At 69.6% G+C, this 16619-nt stretch carries 13 protein-coding genes and 2 riboswitches; of the genes, 2 read left to right on the top strand and 11 right to left on the bottom strand.

The window, feature by feature from the left end; all coding sequences use genetic code 11:
- Nucleotides 1-67 precede the first annotated feature (67 nt).
- The 8 genes from gcvH to AC1M14_RS03830 form a co-directional block, all read right to left on the bottom strand.
- Nucleotides 68-445 carry a glycine cleavage system protein GcvH gene (gcvH, locus tag AC1M14_RS03865; protein WP_102774032.1) on the bottom strand — a complete coding sequence of 126 codons (378 nt, stop codon included), beginning with the start codon at nt 443-445 and terminating at the stop codon, nt 68-70.
- Nucleotides 446-528: 83 nt separating this feature from the next.
- Nucleotides 529-1629: a glycine cleavage system aminomethyltransferase GcvT gene (gcvT, locus tag AC1M14_RS03860; protein ID WP_111825860.1), complete on the bottom strand. Its 1101-nt coding sequence runs from the start codon at nt 1627-1629 to the stop codon at nt 529-531.
- A gap of 87 nt (nt 1630-1716) precedes the next feature.
- Nucleotides 1717-1840, bottom strand: a riboswitch (glycine riboswitch).
- Nucleotides 1841-1874: 34 nt separating this feature from the next.
- Nucleotides 1875-1970, bottom strand: a riboswitch (glycine riboswitch).
- A gap of 59 nt (nt 1971-2029) precedes the next feature.
- The gene (locus AC1M14_RS03855) at nt 2030-2923 is read right to left on the bottom strand and encodes a ZIP family metal transporter (RefSeq protein ID WP_102774034.1); all 894 of its coding nucleotides are present in this window, start codon (nt 2921-2923) and stop codon (nt 2030-2032) included.
- A gap of 30 nt (nt 2924-2953) precedes the next feature.
- The gene (locus tag AC1M14_RS03850) at nt 2954-3568 is read right to left on the bottom strand and encodes a superoxide dismutase (RefSeq protein WP_111825861.1); all 615 of its coding nucleotides are present in this window, start codon (nt 3566-3568) and stop codon (nt 2954-2956) included.
- Nucleotides 3569-3708: 140 nt separating this feature from the next.
- The gene (locus tag AC1M14_RS03845; protein ID WP_102774036.1) at nt 3709-4911 is read right to left on the bottom strand and encodes a BaiN/RdsA family NAD(P)/FAD-dependent oxidoreductase; all 1203 of its coding nucleotides are present in this window, start codon (nt 4909-4911) and stop codon (nt 3709-3711) included.
- A 16-nt stretch (nt 4912-4927) separates the two neighbouring features.
- A complete protein-coding gene (locus tag AC1M14_RS03840) occupies nt 4928-7189 on the bottom strand; it encodes an arginine/lysine/ornithine decarboxylase (protein ID WP_102774037.1) in 2262 nt (753 codons plus the stop codon).
- A 229-nt stretch (nt 7190-7418) separates the two neighbouring features.
- Nucleotides 7419-8327, bottom strand: a complete 909-nt coding sequence (locus AC1M14_RS03835; protein WP_479731030.1) for an NAD-dependent epimerase/dehydratase family protein — start codon at nt 8325-8327, stop codon at nt 7419-7421.
- 128 nt (nt 8328-8455) lie between these two features.
- Nucleotides 8456-8908 (bottom strand): hypothetical protein, encoded by a 453-nt coding sequence (locus AC1M14_RS03830; RefSeq protein ID WP_102774039.1) that lies wholly within the window; start codon nt 8906-8908, stop codon nt 8456-8458.
- 110 nt (nt 8909-9018) lie between these two features.
- Between AC1M14_RS03830 and AC1M14_RS03825 the strand changes: the two genes are divergently transcribed.
- Both AC1M14_RS03825 and AC1M14_RS03820 read left to right on the top strand, forming a co-directional pair.
- Nucleotides 9019-9537, top strand: a complete 519-nt coding sequence (locus AC1M14_RS03825) for an N-acetyltransferase family protein (RefSeq protein WP_479731029.1) — start codon at nt 9019-9021, stop codon at nt 9535-9537.
- Nucleotides 9538-9567: 30 nt separating this feature from the next.
- Nucleotides 9568-10419: a GNAT family N-acetyltransferase gene (locus tag AC1M14_RS03820; RefSeq protein ID WP_102774041.1), complete on the top strand. Its 852-nt coding sequence runs from the start codon at nt 9568-9570 to the stop codon at nt 10417-10419.
- Between the two features lie 4 nt (nt 10420-10423).
- Here AC1M14_RS03820 and dcd read toward each other — a convergent pair whose 3' ends face one another.
- The 3 genes from dcd to AC1M14_RS03805 form a co-directional block, all read right to left on the bottom strand.
- The gene (dcd, locus tag AC1M14_RS03815; protein ID WP_043546327.1) at nt 10424-10987 is read right to left on the bottom strand and encodes a dCTP deaminase; all 564 of its coding nucleotides are present in this window, start codon (nt 10985-10987) and stop codon (nt 10424-10426) included.
- A gap of 89 nt (nt 10988-11076) precedes the next feature.
- Entirely contained in the window at nt 11077-14724 is a 3648-nt protein-coding gene (locus AC1M14_RS03810; RefSeq protein WP_479731028.1) for a translocation/assembly module TamB domain-containing protein, read from the bottom strand.
- Nucleotides 14721-16616 (bottom strand): autotransporter assembly complex protein TamA, encoded by a 1896-nt coding sequence (locus tag AC1M14_RS03805; RefSeq protein ID WP_102774042.1) that lies wholly within the window; start codon nt 16614-16616, stop codon nt 14721-14723. Before AC1M14_RS03805 ends, AC1M14_RS03810 begins: the two co-directional genes overlap by 4 nt.
- Nucleotides 16617-16619 lie beyond the last annotated feature (3 nt).

Raw genomic sequence — 16619 nt, 5'->3', positions numbered from 1 at the left:
CGGGATGGCGGGGACGGACGCGATGGCGGCTTGCGCGGGCGGACGGACCGCCCGCGCAAGAACCGGCTTAGCCGTTGGCGACGGCTTCGTAGCCGGCGGCGTCCAGCAGCTTGTCGGCGTCGGCGGCGTTGACCGGCTTGATCTTGAAGATCCAGGCGGTGAAGGCGGATTCGTTGATCAGGTTGGGGTTGTTTTCGAGTTCTTCGTTGAACGCGACGATTTCGCCGGCCACGGGCGCGTAGATGTCGGAGGCGGCCTTGACCGACTCGACCACGCCGGCGGTCTCGCCGGCCTTCAGCTGGGCGCCGACCTTCACGTCGCCGACGAAAACCAGGTCGCCCAGCTGGTCCTGGGCGGTATCGGTGATGCCGACGACGAACACGTCGCCCTCGGCTTTGACCCATTCATGGGACTCGGTGTACTTGCGATCGGTGGGCAGACTCATGGGAGCTCCTGGGAATACGGGTAGATGAATGGTGTTGCGCGCCTCGCGCGGGCGGCCATGGCGTCCCGCGCGAAGCTTCGAGTTTACGAGTGTTCGACGGCCTTGCCGTTACGCACGAAGGGCAATTTGCAGGCCAGGGCGGGCACCCATTTGCCGCGGATGTCGACCTCGACCGTGTCGCCGGGCTTGACGCTCTGCGGCAGGCGGGCGAAACCGATGGACACGCCCAGCGTGGGCGACATGGTGCCGCTGGTCAGCTCGCCCATGCCGTCCTTGGTGCGCACGGCCATGTGCGCGCGCATGACGCCGCGTTCCTGCAGCTTCAGGCCGAGGAAGGCGGCCGGGGTGGCGAACTGTTCCAGCGCCTCGCGGCCGATGAAGCGGCGCTCGGCGTCCTTCAGCGACACCGTCCAGGTCAGGCCGGCCTGGTTCGGCTGGATCAGTTCGTCCATGTCCTGGCCGTAGAGGTTCATGCCGGCTTCCAGGCGCAGCGTATCGCGCGCGCCCAGGCCGCAGGGACGCACGCCCTGGGCGGCCAGGTCGCGCCACAACTGCACCACTTCGGTGGCGGGCAGCACGATTTCGAAGCCGTCCTCGCCGGTGTAGCCGGTGCGGGCCACCAGCGTGTCATCGCCGACCACGGCGGCCACGAACGGGGTCAGCGGCTCGGTGGCGGCCTGCCAGGCCGGGCGCGCGGCCCACACCTTGGCGCGGGCGTTGGGGCCCTGCACGGCCACCATGGCGAGGTCGCGGCGGGCCGTGATGGCCACGTCGAAACCGCCGGCCTGCTTGACGCGCTGCATCCAGGCGATGTCCTTGTCGGCGGTGCCGGCGTTGACCACCACACGCCATTCGTCGGCGGCGAAGAAATAGATGATGAGATCGTCGATCACGCCGCCCTGCGGGTTCAGCATGCAGCTGTACAGCGCCTTGCCGGGCACGGTCAGCTTGGCCACGTCGTTGGCGACCAGGCGCTGCAGGAAGGCGAATGCGTCCGGGCCGGCAATGTCCACGTTCAGCATGTGCGAGACGTCGAACATGCCCGCGTCCTGGCGCACGGCGTGGTGCTCTTCCAGTTGCGAGCCGTAGGCCAGCGGCATGTCCCAGCCGCCGAAATCGACCATTCGGGCGCCGGCGGCGACGTGTTCTTCGGCTAGCGGGGTGCGTTTGAGGGTTGCGGACATGCGCGGAAACTCCGGGGCGGCTTGGTTGCCAGGGTTACGGAATGCCGGTGGTGCCAGGCGGGCTGCGCCCTGCACTACGGCTGAATCTTCCGCCCCTCTGTCCTTTTGCCTGAGAGTTGCCCCGCTAGGCGGGTTTGCACCTTCGGCGCCTGGGCTGCTCGACATGTCCCTTGTTTCAGGGGCGGCGCCAGGTCTCTCCAGAGTACTGTTTTGCCGTGTCCACGCGGTGATAAACCGGGACGGGGCAAGCATGGGCGGTATGGGTTACCTGAGCGATTCCGGGCGAATTGCGCCTTCGGCGGCGGCCGGATGGACAGGCCGCTCTCTCCCGCAACATGCGTGACAGCGGCGAAAGCATACAACGAAAGCCATCGGCAGGGAATGGGAACCGCGGCCCGTGCTAGCCCAACGCGGTATCCAGCAGCATCATCAGCACGAAGCCCAGCATCAGCCCGCAGGTGGCGTAGACCTCGTGCCCCTTGCGGTGCGACTCGGGGATGATCTCGTGGCTGATGACGAACAGCATGGCGCCGGCGGCGAAGCCCAGGCCCCAGGGCAGCATCGGCGCCGACCAGCCGACCACGGCCGCGCCCAGCACCGCGCCCAGGGGCTCGACCATGCCCGACAGCATGCCCAGCGCCGCCGCGAAGGCCCGCGGATAGCCCGCGGCCAGCAGCGCCACGGCCACCACCAGCCCCTCGGGGATGTCCTGGATCGCGATGCCGGTGGCCAGCGCGGTGCCGCGCAAGGGATCGTTGCCGGCGTAGCCCACGCCGATGGCCAGGCCCTCGGGCAGGTTGTGCAGCGTGATGGCGAACACGAACAGCCAGGTGCGGCGCAGCCGGTGCGCCTCGATGCCTTCGCGTCCCTTGATGAAATGCTCGTGCGGCAGCGTGCGGTCCATGAGCAGCAGCACCGCGGCCCCCAGCAGCACGGCGCCCGCCACCGTAAGCCCTGCCCCCCAGGGGCCGTAGCCCAGCCCGCGCGCCGCGGCGATGCCGGGCGCCACCAGTGAGAAGGCGCTGGCCGCCAGCATCACGCCGGCGCCGAAGCCGAACATGCTGTCCTGCAGTTTCTGCGGAATGCTGCGGGCGAACAGGATGGGCACGGTGCCCAGCGCCGTCGCGGCGGCCGCCACCAGCCCGCCCAGCAAGGCGTCGGCCACGTGCGGCGCGCGCACGTCCAGGTACGCCCACAACTGGTGCAGGGCCAGGCAGGAAACCAGCACGGCCAGCGTCCAGACGCTGATGCTGGTGGCGGCGGGCCGCACACGATGGCGGCTGAAGGTATTCATACGGCGCTGCCCTCCTTCAGAGAGTCGCGTTCAGCGCTGCGCCGCGGCGTAGCGGCGCGCCACTTCAGGCCAGTTGACGACATTGTAGAAGGCCGCGATGTATTCCGGCCTGCGGTTCTGGTACTTCAGGTAATAGGCATGCTCCCAGACGTCCAGCCCCAGGATGGGCGTATTGCCGTGCATCAGCGGGCTGTCCTGGTTGGCGCTGCTCTCGACCGTCAGCCGGCCCTCGGGCGTGACCGAGAGCCAGGCCCAGCCGCTACCGAAACGGGTCAGCGCGGCCTTGGTGAACGCCTCGCGGAACGCGTCCATGCCGCCCAGCTCGGACGCGATGGCGGCGGCCAGCGCGCCGTCGGGCGCGCCGCCGCCGGCCGGCGACATCACGGCCCAGAACAGGCTGTGGTTGGCGTGGCCGCCGCCGTGGTTGCGCACCGCGCCGCGCACGGCCTCGGGCAGCTGCTCCAGGCGCGCCACCAGCGCTTCGACCGGCTCGTCGGCGGCGATGCCGGCCCCTTCCAGCGCGGCGTTCAGGCTGTTGACGTAGGTCTGGTGATGCTTGCTGTAGTGGATCTCCATCGTCATCGCGTCGATGTGCGGCTCCAGCGCGTCGTAGGCGTACGGCAAGGGGGGCAGTGTGTAGGCCATGTGTATCTCCGTGGGTGGCGCGCCCAAAATAGGACGGGCGAACTCAATCCTTGAAATACAAATGATATTTATTTTTATTTAACGCCGCAACGCCGATATTTCCATCCCGGCCATAGCCGCGCGCTATCGGCGCCGCCGTCCTACAGCGCGCGCCCGCAGGCCACGCCCGAGGCCCAGGCCCACTGGAAGTTGTAGCCGCCCAGCCAGCCCGTGACGTCCACGGTTTCGCCGATGAAATAAAGGCCGGGCACGGCCTTGGCCTGCATGGATTTCTGGTCCAGGCCGCGCGTGTCCACGCCGCCGCGCATGACTTCGGCCTTCTTGTAGCCGGCCGTACCGCTGGGCACCAGCGTCCATTGGTGGATGTCCTGGGCCAGCGCGCGCAGGGTCTTGTCGGGCGCGTCGGCCAGGCGCAGCGCCGCCAGCCCGGGCTTGCCGGCCTGCTCGGCCAGGTGCAGCCAGCGGTCGGCCAGGCGCTTGGGCCACAGCCCGCCCAGCACGGTGTGCAGCTGCTGGCGGTTGCCGGACTTCGAGGCCAGCAGCTCGGCGGCTAGGTCGCGGCCCGGCGCCAGGTCCACCACGATGGGTTCGCCCGGCTTCCAGAAACTGGATATCTGCAGGATGGCCGGCCCCGACAGGCCGCGATGGGTGAACAGCAGGTCTTCCAGGAATTCGCCGCGCGCCTTGCCCTGCCCCGTGTGCAGGCCGACTTCCAGCGCCACGCCGGACAGCTCCGACAGCGGCTGCCATTGCGCGGCATCGAAGGTCAGCGGCACCAGGGCGGGCCGCGGCTCGACCACTTTCAGGCCGAACTGGCGCGCGATCTTCAGGCCGAAGTCGGTGGCGCCCAGCTGCGGAATCGCCATGCCGCCGGTGGCCACCACCAGCTTGGCCGCGCGGATCGTTCCCTGGCCGGTGTGCAGCGTGTAGCCCTGTTCGCCGTGGCCGATCTCGGCCACCGGACAGTTCATGCGCCACTGCACCGCGCCGGCGTCGCATTCGGCGCGCAGCATGTCGATAATGGATTCGCTGGAATCGTCGCAGAACAGCTGGCCGCGGTGCTTCTCGTGCCAGGCGATGCGGTGACGCTTGAGCAGCGCCAGGAAGTCCTGCGGCGTGTAGCCCGCCAGGGCCGAGCGGCAGAAATGCGGGTTCTCGGACAGGAAGTTGGCCGGCCCGGCGCCGATGTTGGTGAAGTTGCAGCGTCCGCCACCGGAGATGCGGATTTTTTCGGCCAGGCGCTGCGCGTGGTCGACCAGCACCACGCGCAGGCCGCGCTGGCCGGCCACCGCTGCGCACATCATGCCGGCGGCGCCGGCGCCGATCACGGCTACATCGAACATCGACACGCGCGACCCGTCACTCTTCCTTCAGGCAGTCGACGTAGTAGCGCTTCTCGCCGTCCTCGCCCACTTCGTCGGCCAGGCCGTGGATGTAGGTCTCGAAGCCGGGGAAGCGTTCGTTGAACTCGCGCGCGAACTGCAGGTACTGGACGATGGTGCGGTTGAAGCGCTCGCCCGGAATCAGCAGCGGGATGCCCGGCGGGTACGGCGTCAGCAGCACGCCGGTGACGCGGCCTTCCAGCTTGTCGATCTCGACGCGCTCGACTTCGCGGTGCGCCATGCGGGCGAACGCGTCCGAGGGCTTGAGCGCCGGAACCATGTCGCTCAGGTACATCTCGGTGGTCAGGCGGGCCACGTCGCGCTCGCGGTAGGCCTCGTGGATCTGCTGGCACAGGTCGCGCAGGCCCATGCGCTCGTAGCGGCGATGGTCGCGGCAGAATTCCGGCAGGATGCGCCACAGCGGCTGGTTGCGGTCGTAGTCGTCCTTGAACTGCTGCAGGGCGGTCAGCAGCGTGTTCCAGCGGCCCTTGGTGATGCCGATGGTGAACAGGATGAAGAACGAATACAGGCCGGTCTTCTCGACCACCACGCCGTGCTCGGTCAGGTACTTGGAGACCAGGGCGGCCGGGATGCCGGTTTCGCCGAAGCTGCCGGACATGTCCAGGCCCGGGGTGATGACCGTGGCCTTGATCGGGTCCAGCATGTTGAAGCCTTCGGCCAGGTCGCCGAAGCCGTGCCAGTGGTCGTTGGACTCCAGGATCCATTCGTCGCGGTTGCCGATGCCTTCGGACACCAGGCGGTTCGGGCCCCAGACCTTGAACCACCAGTCGTTCTTGCCGAACTCGGATTCCACCTTGCGCATGGCGCGGCGGAAGTCCATGGCCTCGCGGATGCTTTCCTCGACCAGCGCGGTGCCGCCCGGCGGCTCCATCATGGCCGCGGCCACGTCGCAGGACGCGATGATCGCGTACTGCGGCGAGGTGGACGTGTGCATCAGGTAGGCTTCGTTGAAGACGTTGCGGTCCAGCTTGCGGGTCTCGGATTCCTGCACGATGATCTGCGAGGCCTGCGAGATGCCGGCCAGCAGCTTGTGCGTGGAGTGCGTGGCGAACACCATCGCGTCCTGGCTGCGCGGGCGGTCCTGGCCGATGGCGTGCATGTCCTGGTAGAACTCGTGGAAGGACGCGTGCGGCAGCCAGGCCTCGTCGAAGTGCAGCGTGTCGACGTAGCTGCCGAGCTGCTTCTTGATCATTTCGACGTTGTAGATGACGCCGTCGTAGGTGCTCTGCGTCAGCGTCAGGATGCGCGGGTTCTTGTTCACCGCCTCGCGCGCGAAGGGGTTGGCCTCGATCTTCTTGCGGATGTTGTCCGGGTGGAATTCTTCCAGCGGGATCGGGCCGATGATGCCCAGGTGGTTGCGCGTGGGACGCAGGAACACCGGGATCGCGCCCGTCATCGTGATGGCGTGCAGAATCGACTTGTGGCAGTTGCGGTCCACCACCACCACGTCGCCGGCGGCGACGTTGGCGTGCCACACCACCTTGTTGGAGGTGGAGGTGCCGTTGGTCACGAAGAAGCAGTGGTCGGCGTGGAAGATGCGCGCCGCGTTCAGTTCGGATTCGGCCACGGGACCGGTGTGGTCCAGCAGCTGGCCCAGTTCGTCGACCGCGTTGCAGACGTCGGCGCGCAGCATGTTCTCGCCGAAGAACTGGTGGAACATCTGGCCGACCGGGCTTTTCAGGAAGGCCACGCCGCCGGAGTGGCCGGGGCAGTGCCACGAGTACGAGCCGTCCTGCGCGTACTTGACCAGTTCGCGGAAGAACGGCGGCGGCAGGCCGTCGACGTAGCTGCGCGCTTCGCGGATGATGTGGCGCGCCACGAATTCGGGGGTGTCCTCGAACATGTGGATGAAGCCGTGCAGCTCGCGCAGGATGTCGTTCGGAATGTGCTCCGAGGTGCGGGTCTCGCCGTACAGGTAGATGGGGATGTCGGCGTTGCGGAAGCGCAGCTCGCCGATGAAGGCGCGCAGGTTCTTGATCGCGCTGGCCACGTCCTCGGGCGAGTCCTCGTCGAATTCCTCGTCGTCGATCGACAGGATGAAGGCGCTGGCGCGGCTCTGCTGCTGGGCAAAGGAACTCAGATCGCCATAACTGGTCACCCCGATCACCTCGACGCCCTCGGCCTCGATCGCGGCGGAAAGGGCGCGGATGCCCAGGCCGGACGCGTTCTCGGAACGGTAGTCCTCGTCGATGATGAAGATGGGGAAGCGGAATTTCATGCGGGCGCTCCTGGGGGCAAGGCGGAATCGGTCGCGTACGGCGACACGAATGTACAGCTGGTAAAAATCCGCCTGATGACAGACGGCGCGAGCACCCGCCGGGGCGGCGGGAATGGGCGAATTGTAGGGCGGTTTTTCCTGCAGGCCTAAGGGAAATCCCGAAATGGCCCGAACGCCGTTGTGATCACGCTAAAACCCGCCCCGGCCGCGCCGGCCCGAACGCCCCTGCTCAGCCCCGCAGGCGCCGCCGCACGTCGTCGCGCGGCGCGTAGCCGATGGTCGCGCGCCCGTCCTCCACGTCCCAGGCGCTGCCCTGGTTGGCCGACACCCCGTTGACGATGACGCTGCCGTCGGGCCAGCCCGAAGCGTCCGCGGTCAGGGCGGCGACCAGCAGGCGTTCGAAATCGCCGTTGGACAGCCACATGTCGTGGAACCACGCCAGGGCGCGGCGGGCGGGCTCGTCCAGCGCCTGCGGGTCGGGCGCGCGCCGGTGGGCCACGCCGGAATACGTCATGTCGCGCGGATCGTTGTCGCCCGGCAGGATCCAGCCGATGCGCGCGGCCACGGTGGACAGGCGGCCGCCGGTCATGGCCGAGCACGCGCGGCACAGGCGCTCGCCCATCGCCTTCGAGGTGGCGTAGGCCAGCGCATGCACTTCGCGTTCGCCGTCGAACCAGCGCGTGCCCGGCGCCGGTTCGCAGCGCACGGTGAGCCTGCCCGGCCCCATCGAGGCGGCCAGCGGCTCGTCCTTGTAGCCGCCCATGACGTGGTTGGACGAGGAGAAAAACAGCCGCCGCGCGCCGTGCGTGGCGGCGGCCGTGAGCACGTTCAGGGTCATGCCGTAGGACGCCAGCGCCTCTTCCCAGCTGGCGTCGGGCGTGGAGTGGCGGGCCGCCAGGTGCACCACGGCGTCCACGTCGGCGAAATGGCGGGTCCAGGCCGGGTCGGGACGCTCCAGGTCGGCCGCGACCAGCGTCAGGCGCTCGCGCAGCGCCGGATCGAACGCGCCGGCGTCGACCTGCACGTCGATGCCGGTCAGCTGCGCGCACCAGGGCTGGCGCGCCAGGATGGCCAGGGCCTTGCGGCCGAGATGGCCGGCGGCGCCGGTGACGAGGATGCGGGCGGGCGGTGGGGGCATGTCAGTCTCCTGGTGGCGCATCGCGTTCGGGCAGCGATGCAGGCGACCTGGTAGGAGCTGAGGCCAGGCGTGGGCCGATCCAGTGTCTGGAAAACCGGCGGCGCTGTCAATGCGCCGCCCGCCGGCCGCTAGCGGATGGTGCGGGCCTCGCCCGCCTGCAGCGCCGCCATGAATTGCTCGAAATAAGGCGGAATCGCTTCGGCGGCGCCGTAGCGGATGCGGCGTTCGACCTTGGCGATCGCGCCGAAGCAGACTTCGGTTCCGGGTTCGCCGCAGACCAGCACCACCGGGTCCTCGTCGTCGCACACTTCGTACAGGCCGCCGTGCGCGCGGCGTCCGACCTCGTAGAGGTAGGCGGCGGCGCCGACGGTCTGCATGGGGGTAAGAGGCAGATTGCCCAGGTGGGCGGCCTCCAGCGCTTCATCGAGCGCGTGCACGCTGGATGGTGAGTAGTCCAGCACTGCGCCGGTCTGGCCGGCGGCTTGGACAAAGTCCTGCGCAGCATCCGCCACGCGCGCTACGAATTCTTCCTGGACTTCGTTGCGCTTGGCGTCCTGGTTTATCTTGAGGAAACCGAACATCGATGGCTCCTTTGTGAAAACCGCAAGCGGCATTAAACCCATTATAGGCAACCCGACCCTCTATACTGCCCCAAACGCCCTCAAAACGTTACCTATTCCCAACACTCTCCATGTCTCCTCCCCTGGTCCGTCGCCTGGTTCCCGCCGATGCCGCGGCCCTGCGCCAATTGCGCCTGGACGCGCTGGTCGAAACGCCCGAATCGTTCGGATCGAGTTACGAAGAGGAACACACCCTGACACTGGAAGACATACGCGCCTGGATCGCGCCGGCCAACGACGGCGCGATGTTCGGCGCGTTCGACGGACCGGCGCTGGCGGGCATCGTGGGGGTGGCGCGGCAGGGCAAGCTGAAGATGCGCCACAAGGCGCACATCTGGAGCGTCTACGTCGCGCCCGAGCGGCGCGGCCGCGGCCTGGCGCGGCTGCTGATGCAGGCCGCCATCGCGCACGCCGCGACCATGCGCGGCATCCGCCACGTGCAATTGAGCGTGACCTCCAACAACGCCGCCGCGGCCGCGTTGTATCTCGGCCTGGGCTTCGTCGAATACGGGCGCGAGCGCGAGGCCCTGTGCGTGGACGGCCGCTACTACGACGAAACCCTGATGACGCTGGCGCTGCCGGCCCGCTGAGCGCCCCCGACAACCACAGAAGCGACTCCCATGCGTATCCTCGTCAATATCGACGTGCCCGAGCTGGAACCCGCCATCGATTTCTACCGCCGCGCCTTCGGGCTGCGGCTGCAACGCAGGCTGGGCTCCAAGGTGGCCGAAATGCGCGGCGCCGAAGCGCCCATCTACCTGCTCGAAAAAGCCGCCGGCACGCCCGCCGCGGGCGCCACGCGCCAGCCGCGCGACTATGCGCGGCACTGGACGCCGGTGCATCTGGACGTGGTGGTGGACGACGCCGATCTCGCGGTCGAGCGCGCCGTCGCGGCCGGCGCGCGGCTGGAAGACCCCGCGGTGTCGCATGACTGGGGCCGCATCGCGCACCTGAGCGATCCGTACGGGCACGGCATCTGCATCCTGCAGTTCCTGGGACAGGGCTATGACGCGCTGGCGCGGCCGGCGCTGCGCTACGAGCCGGTCGGCGAAGCCGATTTCGAAGCCCTGCTGGCGCTGCGCATCGAGGCCATGCGGCCCAGCCTGGAGCGCCTGGGGCGCTTCGACCCGCAGCGCGCGCGCTCGCGCCTGCGCGCCACGTTCCGGCCGGAACATACCTGGTCCATCGAGCTGGACGGGCAACGGGTGGGGTTTTATGCGCTGCGCCCGGACGGCGACGGCCTGCGCCTGGACCATCTGTACCTGCGGCCCGACGCCTCGGGCCAGGGCCTGGGAGGCCAGGTGCTGCGGCGGATACTGGACGAGGCCGACCGCCTCGGGCTGCCGGTGCGCGTGGGCGCGCTGCGCGGCAGCGACTCGAACCGCTTCTACCGCCGGCATGGATTCGTCCAGACCGGCGAAGGCGAATGGGATATCGATTACCTGCGGCCGGCGCCCGCACCGGCCGGCTGAGGCCTCAGGTGCGCGGCAGCGTCACGCCGCGCTGGCCCTGGTACTTGCCGCCGCGGTCGCGGTACGAGGTTTCGCAGATCTCGTCGCTTTCCAGGAACAGCATCTGCGCGCAGCCTTCGCCGGCGTAGATCTTGGCCGGCAGCGGCGTGGTGTTGGAGAACTCCAGCGTCACGTGGCCTTCCCATTCGGGTTCCAGCGGCGTGACGTTGACGATGATGCCGCAGCGCGCATAGGTGCTCTTGCCCAGGCAGACCGTCAGGACGCTGCGCGGGATGCGGAAGTACTCGACGGTGCGCGCCAGCGCGAACGAATTGGGCGGGATGATGCAGACATCGCCCTTGAAATCCACGAACGAGCCTTCGTCGAAATTCTTGGGATCGACGATGGTGGAATTGATGTTGGTGAAGATCTTGAACTCGTCGGCGCAACGCACGTCGTAGCCGTAGCTGCTGGTGCCGTAGCTGACGATGCGCCCGCCATTGGCCGTGCGAACCTGCCCCGGCTCGAAGGGTTCGATCATGCCGGCTTCGGCCTGGCGGCGGATCCAGCGGTCGCTTTTGATGCTCATGGTGGCAATGGTGCTAGGGGATGGAATGGCCGTCATTTTATCCCGAGCGGACGGCCCCCGCCCGAGGCGGGGGAACGGCGCCGTCCCCCTCAGTTGCCGAAGAAGGTCCGGTACACCAGTTCGATGCCGTTGACCGAGCCGCCTTTCAGGTCCAGCGACAGGCCGCGCGCCAGGCGGTAGCTGGCCCGCCCGACGGTGTCGCTGCCGGCCAGCGCCTGCTCGACGCTGAGCGTGATGCCGTTGGCGAAGGACTTGCTGGCCACCAGGAATTGCGTGGCCAGCTGGCTGTCGCTGTCGCGGTTGACTTCGCCGGCCACGGTGCGGTCGGGCAGCAGGCTGCCCGAACTGCCGATGTTGCCGGTGCGGATGCTGACGTCGTCCAGCCCGAACTGCTTGTAGAACGGCTGCCCGCCGCCCAGCAGCGCCGTGCCCACCGACATCAGCAGCGCGGCGTCGCCGCCGCTTTCGTCGGGGCCGCGGCCCAGCAGCAGCCAGGACAGCTTCTCGACGTCGCTGACGTCCGGATAGGACACCAGGTCGATGCGCGGGCGCTGGGCCGTGCCCACCACCTTCACGCCGGCCTCGACCTGCTCGCCGGTGCGCAGGGCCTCGATATCCAGCAGCGGATTGTCCAGCCGCCCCTGGAACGTGAGCGTGCCGCGGCTCAGGCGCAGCTTCTGGCCATAGGCCTCGATGCCGCCGCCGCGCGTGCGCAGCTGGCCCCAGCCGGTCAGCCGGCCCTCGTTGAGCCGGATCTGGATGGCGCCCAGCAGGCCGGCGTCCAGCCCCATGCCGGTGATGTAGAAGCGCGGCCCCATGTCGAACTTGAGGTCCATGCTGGTCTGCAGCGGGGTGGACACCGTGTTGGGGTCGTCGCCGGCGCGGCGCACCTTGACGTCATCGTCCAGCGACGGCACGCCCTGCAGGATCTCCAGGCTGAACCAGCCGGCGTCGGCCTTCAGGTCGCCCACGATCTCCAGGCGCGGCATGGCCGCCTTCAGGTCGATGGTGCCCGACACCATGGCGTAGCGGTCCGAGCGCTGCAGCGCCGGGAACCGGTACAGGGTCAGGCGCACGTTGCCGCCGCCGTCGATGAAGTTCCATTGCCCCTTGGCCTCGGCGTAGCCATCCTTGGCGCCGGGGTTGGTGGTGATCCATTCCTTGGTCCGCCATTCCGCCGGCATGACCCGCAGCGAAGCCGGAAAGCGCAGGCTGTCGAGCACCAGCGTGTCGCCGTTCACGCGCGCGGCCAGCGTGCCGTCGATCAGGCGCACGCCGTCGTCGATCCGCACCACCCGCAGCTTGTCGCCGCGGATATTGCCGCTGGCGCTCCATTTGCCGGCCAGCGTGCCCTGCGCCTCCAGGTTGGCCTTGAGCGTGCCGCCGACTTCCATCGTGTCGCCCACGAACAGGCCGAGCCAGCCCAGGTCGGCGATGTCGGCGTCGAGCTTGGCGCGCAGCGGCTGGCGCGCGTCCAGCGCCATGCCGCCCTTGGCGTCGACCAGCAGCACCGCGCTGCCGGTGCCGCTGACCACGCCCATCTTCTCCGTGACCACGTTGAGCTTGGCGTCCAGCCGGCTGGCGTTGGCCGAGATGGGCGTGGCGTTCAGGTCCAGCACCAGCGTGCGCAGGCCCAGCGGCGTGGGCGGATCGCCCGGGATCAGCAGGTCGCCTTCGCGGCGCGACAGCCGCGCGGCGCCGGCCAGCCGGCCGTCGAACTTCAGGTCCCACAACGCGTCCAGCGCGATGCGGCGCTGGCCCTCGGGAATCATGGCGTTCACGCGCCCCGGGCGCTTGCCCAGCCGCGCCGCGGCCTCGGGATCGAGCGCGGCGGCCACCTGGCGCGCCATGGCGGCGGTGATGACCAGATTGTCGGCCTGCCCGGCCGTCTCCCAGCGCTTGCCGCCGCCGCGCGAGCCCTTGTGCGCCAGCGTCAGGCGTTCCTTGCCCGGCAGGGTCAGGCTGAGCGCGGTCTGGCCGACCCGCCATTGCCACTGCGGCGCGACGGCCGCCGGCAGATAGGCGACGGCGACCGGCCGGTCCACCGTCACCGTGAAGCCGGCGGTATCGGCGCTCAGGCGCGAGAACTCGCCGCGCCAGCCGGTCAGGGCGGCGTCGGCCTCGCCCTGGCGCCCCAGCCCCCAGCCGCCCGTGAACGTGACGCTGGCCTGGGCCTTGGACGCGCCCAGCTGCTTGGGGCGCGGCTTGGCGGGCGTGTAGCTGGCGGTGAGATCGCCGCGGTGCGCGGCCGCCGTTCCGCTCAGCTTGCCTTTGAGCTCCGCGCCGCCGGGCACGTCCGGCCAGAAAGCATCGAGCTGCGGCGCCTGGACGTCCAGCGTCAGCGCGCTGTCGGCCGCGCCCAGCTCGCCGCTGGCGCGCACGCGGTTGCGCCCCAGCTTCAGGTCCACGTCCAGGCCGTGGATGCGCAGGCCGGCCAGGGGATCAGCCGCGGCGCCGGAGGCCTCGGCGGGCGCGCCGGAGCCGGTCACGTCCACCTGGGCCTTGAGCGCGCCGGCCAGGGCCTGGCGGTTCCAGCGGCTGCCTTCCTCGAAGCGCAGGTCCACGCCGGCGTGGCGCAGCTGCCTCAGATTTTCGATCTCGGCCTGCACGTCGGCGCGCAGGCTCAGCAGCGCCGGGGGAATGGCCTCGCCCAGCCACGGCGTCAGGTCCAGGCGCTGGGCGCTGAGCGAGCCGGTCAGGCGGTCGCGCCCCTGCCCCGGCTGCAGGTCGAACTGCGCGGCCAGCGCGGACTTGTCCGGCAACGCCACGTTGGCACGGGCGCTGCGCAGCACCAGGGCCGTGCGCGGCGCCAGGTCGGCGACCACGTCCAGCACCAGGCCGGAGCCCGAACCGTCGAGCTTGGCCTGGATGCCGTCCAGCGAACCGGCGGCATCCGCGCGCAGCAAGACCTGACAGGACGGCGCGCCCTCGCCCAGCGCCGGCGGCGGCGCCCCCGGGGCCTGGGTCGCGGCGCGGATCGCGGCCTGTTCCCGGGCCTGCCTGGCGGACACGGGGGGCTTTTTGGGTTGATACCGGTCGCGCAGCCTTTCCGGCTCGCACAGCGGAGAATCGGGGCCGGCGCCGTGCGCCGTGACGTCCAGCCGCGCGGTGAACGGCCAGGGGTCGGCCAGCGCCTGGAGATCGGCCTGGCCGCTCAGGTCGGCCGTGCCAACCTCGTGGCCGACCCGCAGGCTCGCGATGCGCAGCTGCGCGCCGCCGGTGCGCCCAGCGGCGAACGTGGCTTCCAGGCCGCCCAGCGTCGCCGGCAGCGGCTCGCCGTCCTGCCGCAGTTCGAACGCGCCCAGCGCCACCCGGTCGACGGCGATGTCCACCGGCAGTTCGGGCAGCGTGAACGGCGCGTCGTCGCCGGCCTCCGCGGGCGTTTCGGGCGTGGAGGTCAGCGCCACCTGCACCGATTCGGCCGCGATCTCGCGCACGTGCAGCCGCCGGTCGCCCAGCGCGCGCCAATGCACGTTCAGGCTCAGGCCATCGATGCCGATGTGCGTGCCGTCGAAATCCAGCTCCAGCCGGCCCACCGTCAGGCCCCGCAGCAGCGAACCGTTCACGTCCAGCGCCTGGCCGTTCAATTGCTGCGCGGCCGTGGTCAGCAGCAGCCGCGTGCCGTTCTGCGAGCCGGCCAACCAGAATACGAAGCCGCCGGCCAGCACGGCCAGCATCGCCAGGCCCGGCAGCCACCACACCAGCACATGCCGCAGAAACTTGCGCAAGCGCTTCAAAACGCAATCCCCAGGGAAAAATGCAGGCGCAGGTCGCGCTCGCGCTGGCCGTAGGCGACGTCCAGGAACAAGGGGCCGGCCGGCGTGCGCACGCGCGCGCCGACCCCGTAGCCCAGCGCCAGCGACATGTCGCCGAAGGATTCGGCGGCGTCGCCCGCGTCCACGAACACGCCCATGCCCCAGCGCTCATTGAAGTAGTGGTCGTACTCGATGCTGCCGACCAGCAGCGTGGGCGCGCCCACGATCGCGTCGTCGCGCTTCACGCCGATGCTCTGGTACTTGTAGCCGCGGATCGAGCGCGCGCCGCCGGTGCGGAAACCGAAGTCGTCGGGCACCTGCACGTCGCTCTTGGCCCACAGGCGGCCGACCTCGCCGCGCACCGTGAGCACGTCGCGCTTGCCTATCGGCCACCACTTCTGCGCCCGCAGCCGCAGGCGGGTGTAGGGCTCGCCGGTGTCGAGCGTGACGCCGACGCCGCCGCCCACCGCGATCAGGTTGCCTTCGCGCGGATCGTATTTGTTGTCCACGTCGCGGCGCAGCCACTCGGCCGTGCCGGTCAGCGTGGGCAGCGTGTATTCGTCGCCGCCGTCGATCTTGACGCGGTCGTGCGCCAGCAGCATGCCCCAGCGGGTTTCGTATTCGACCCGGCTGTCGCCGGCGCCCTTGCGCAGCTGCGTGCGCGTCGCGCCCAGCGCGTAGCGCGTCACGTCCAGGCCCTCGATGTCGGAGTGGTCGGCCAGCAGGCCGATGGAGTCCTTGTAGCCGCGCTCGGTGGGCGGCATGAAGATGTCCAGGTAGGCGCGCTGGCGCAGGCGGTCCACGCCGAAGCCGGTCTCCATGGTGACCGGCTGGCCGAACACCACGTTCTGGCGGTACAGGCTCTCCAGCCTGGCGCCGGCCGTATCGTCCACGCCCACCGAGACCGACAGCCGCTTGGGCGGCGCCTCGACCACGCGCACCTGCACCGGCAGGGTCACGTCGCCGTCGGAATCGTATTTGGCGGGCGGCGGCGGCACGGCGCCGGACACGGTCGGGTCGCCCGCCGGCGCCGAGGTCGCGGCGTCGGCCGCCCCCGGCGCGCGGGCCCGGTCCGAGACGGGATCGGTGGGCTGGGCGCTCTCGTCGCCGGGCTGCTGCAGCGACACGAAGGCGCCGCGAAAAAACGCGGTGGACTGCAGGTCCTGCTGCCATTGGTCGAGCCGGTCCTGGTCGTAGGCCGAGCCTTCCGAGTAACGCACGTAGCGGTCGATCAGTTTTTCCGGCACGCGCTTCAAGCCCAGGACGGTGAGTTCGCCCATGCGCACCTGCGGCCCGCTGTCTATCGTGACCCGCAGCGCCGCCGTGGCCTCGTCGGCCTGGATCTCGGCCTCGGAGGCGGTCATGCGCGCCAGCAGGAAATCGCGCGTGGACACCGAATCCAGCAGCGTGGCCTTGGCCTTGTTCCAGTCGCTGTTGATGAACGGCTGGCCGACCTTCAGCTGCCAGTCGTCGCGCAGCTTGCGCACGCGGTCGGCGTACTCCGGACGCGTGATGCGGCCGGTGAATTTCAGGTCCACGGAACCGACGGTCGTGCGCTTGCCCGAGACGATGCCGATGTCCCAGGTTTCGCCGCCGATGTCGGTGCCCGCTTCCAGCGTCACCGTGGGCGAGAAATAGCCCTGGGTGGCCAGCGCCGCCAGCGTCGCGTCGCGCGCGCGCCGGCGCAGCCGGTTGATTTCACCGCCGTCCTGGTCTTCGGCCAGGCGCGCGATGGCGTCGACCGCCTCGGTGATGGCCTGCAGCGCGGCCGGCGGCACGCCGCCCGGGTCCACGATGATCTCCGGGCGCTTGGCCAGCGCCTCGCCCGCCATCACACAACATCCTGCCAAGAAGGCGCGCGCTGCCCACCGCATGCT

Source organism: Achromobacter sp. SX5, from assembly GCF_056711425.1.
The sequence above is the reverse complement of the archived record's forward strand: the minus strand, read 5'-3'. Positions and strand labels throughout refer to the sequence as shown.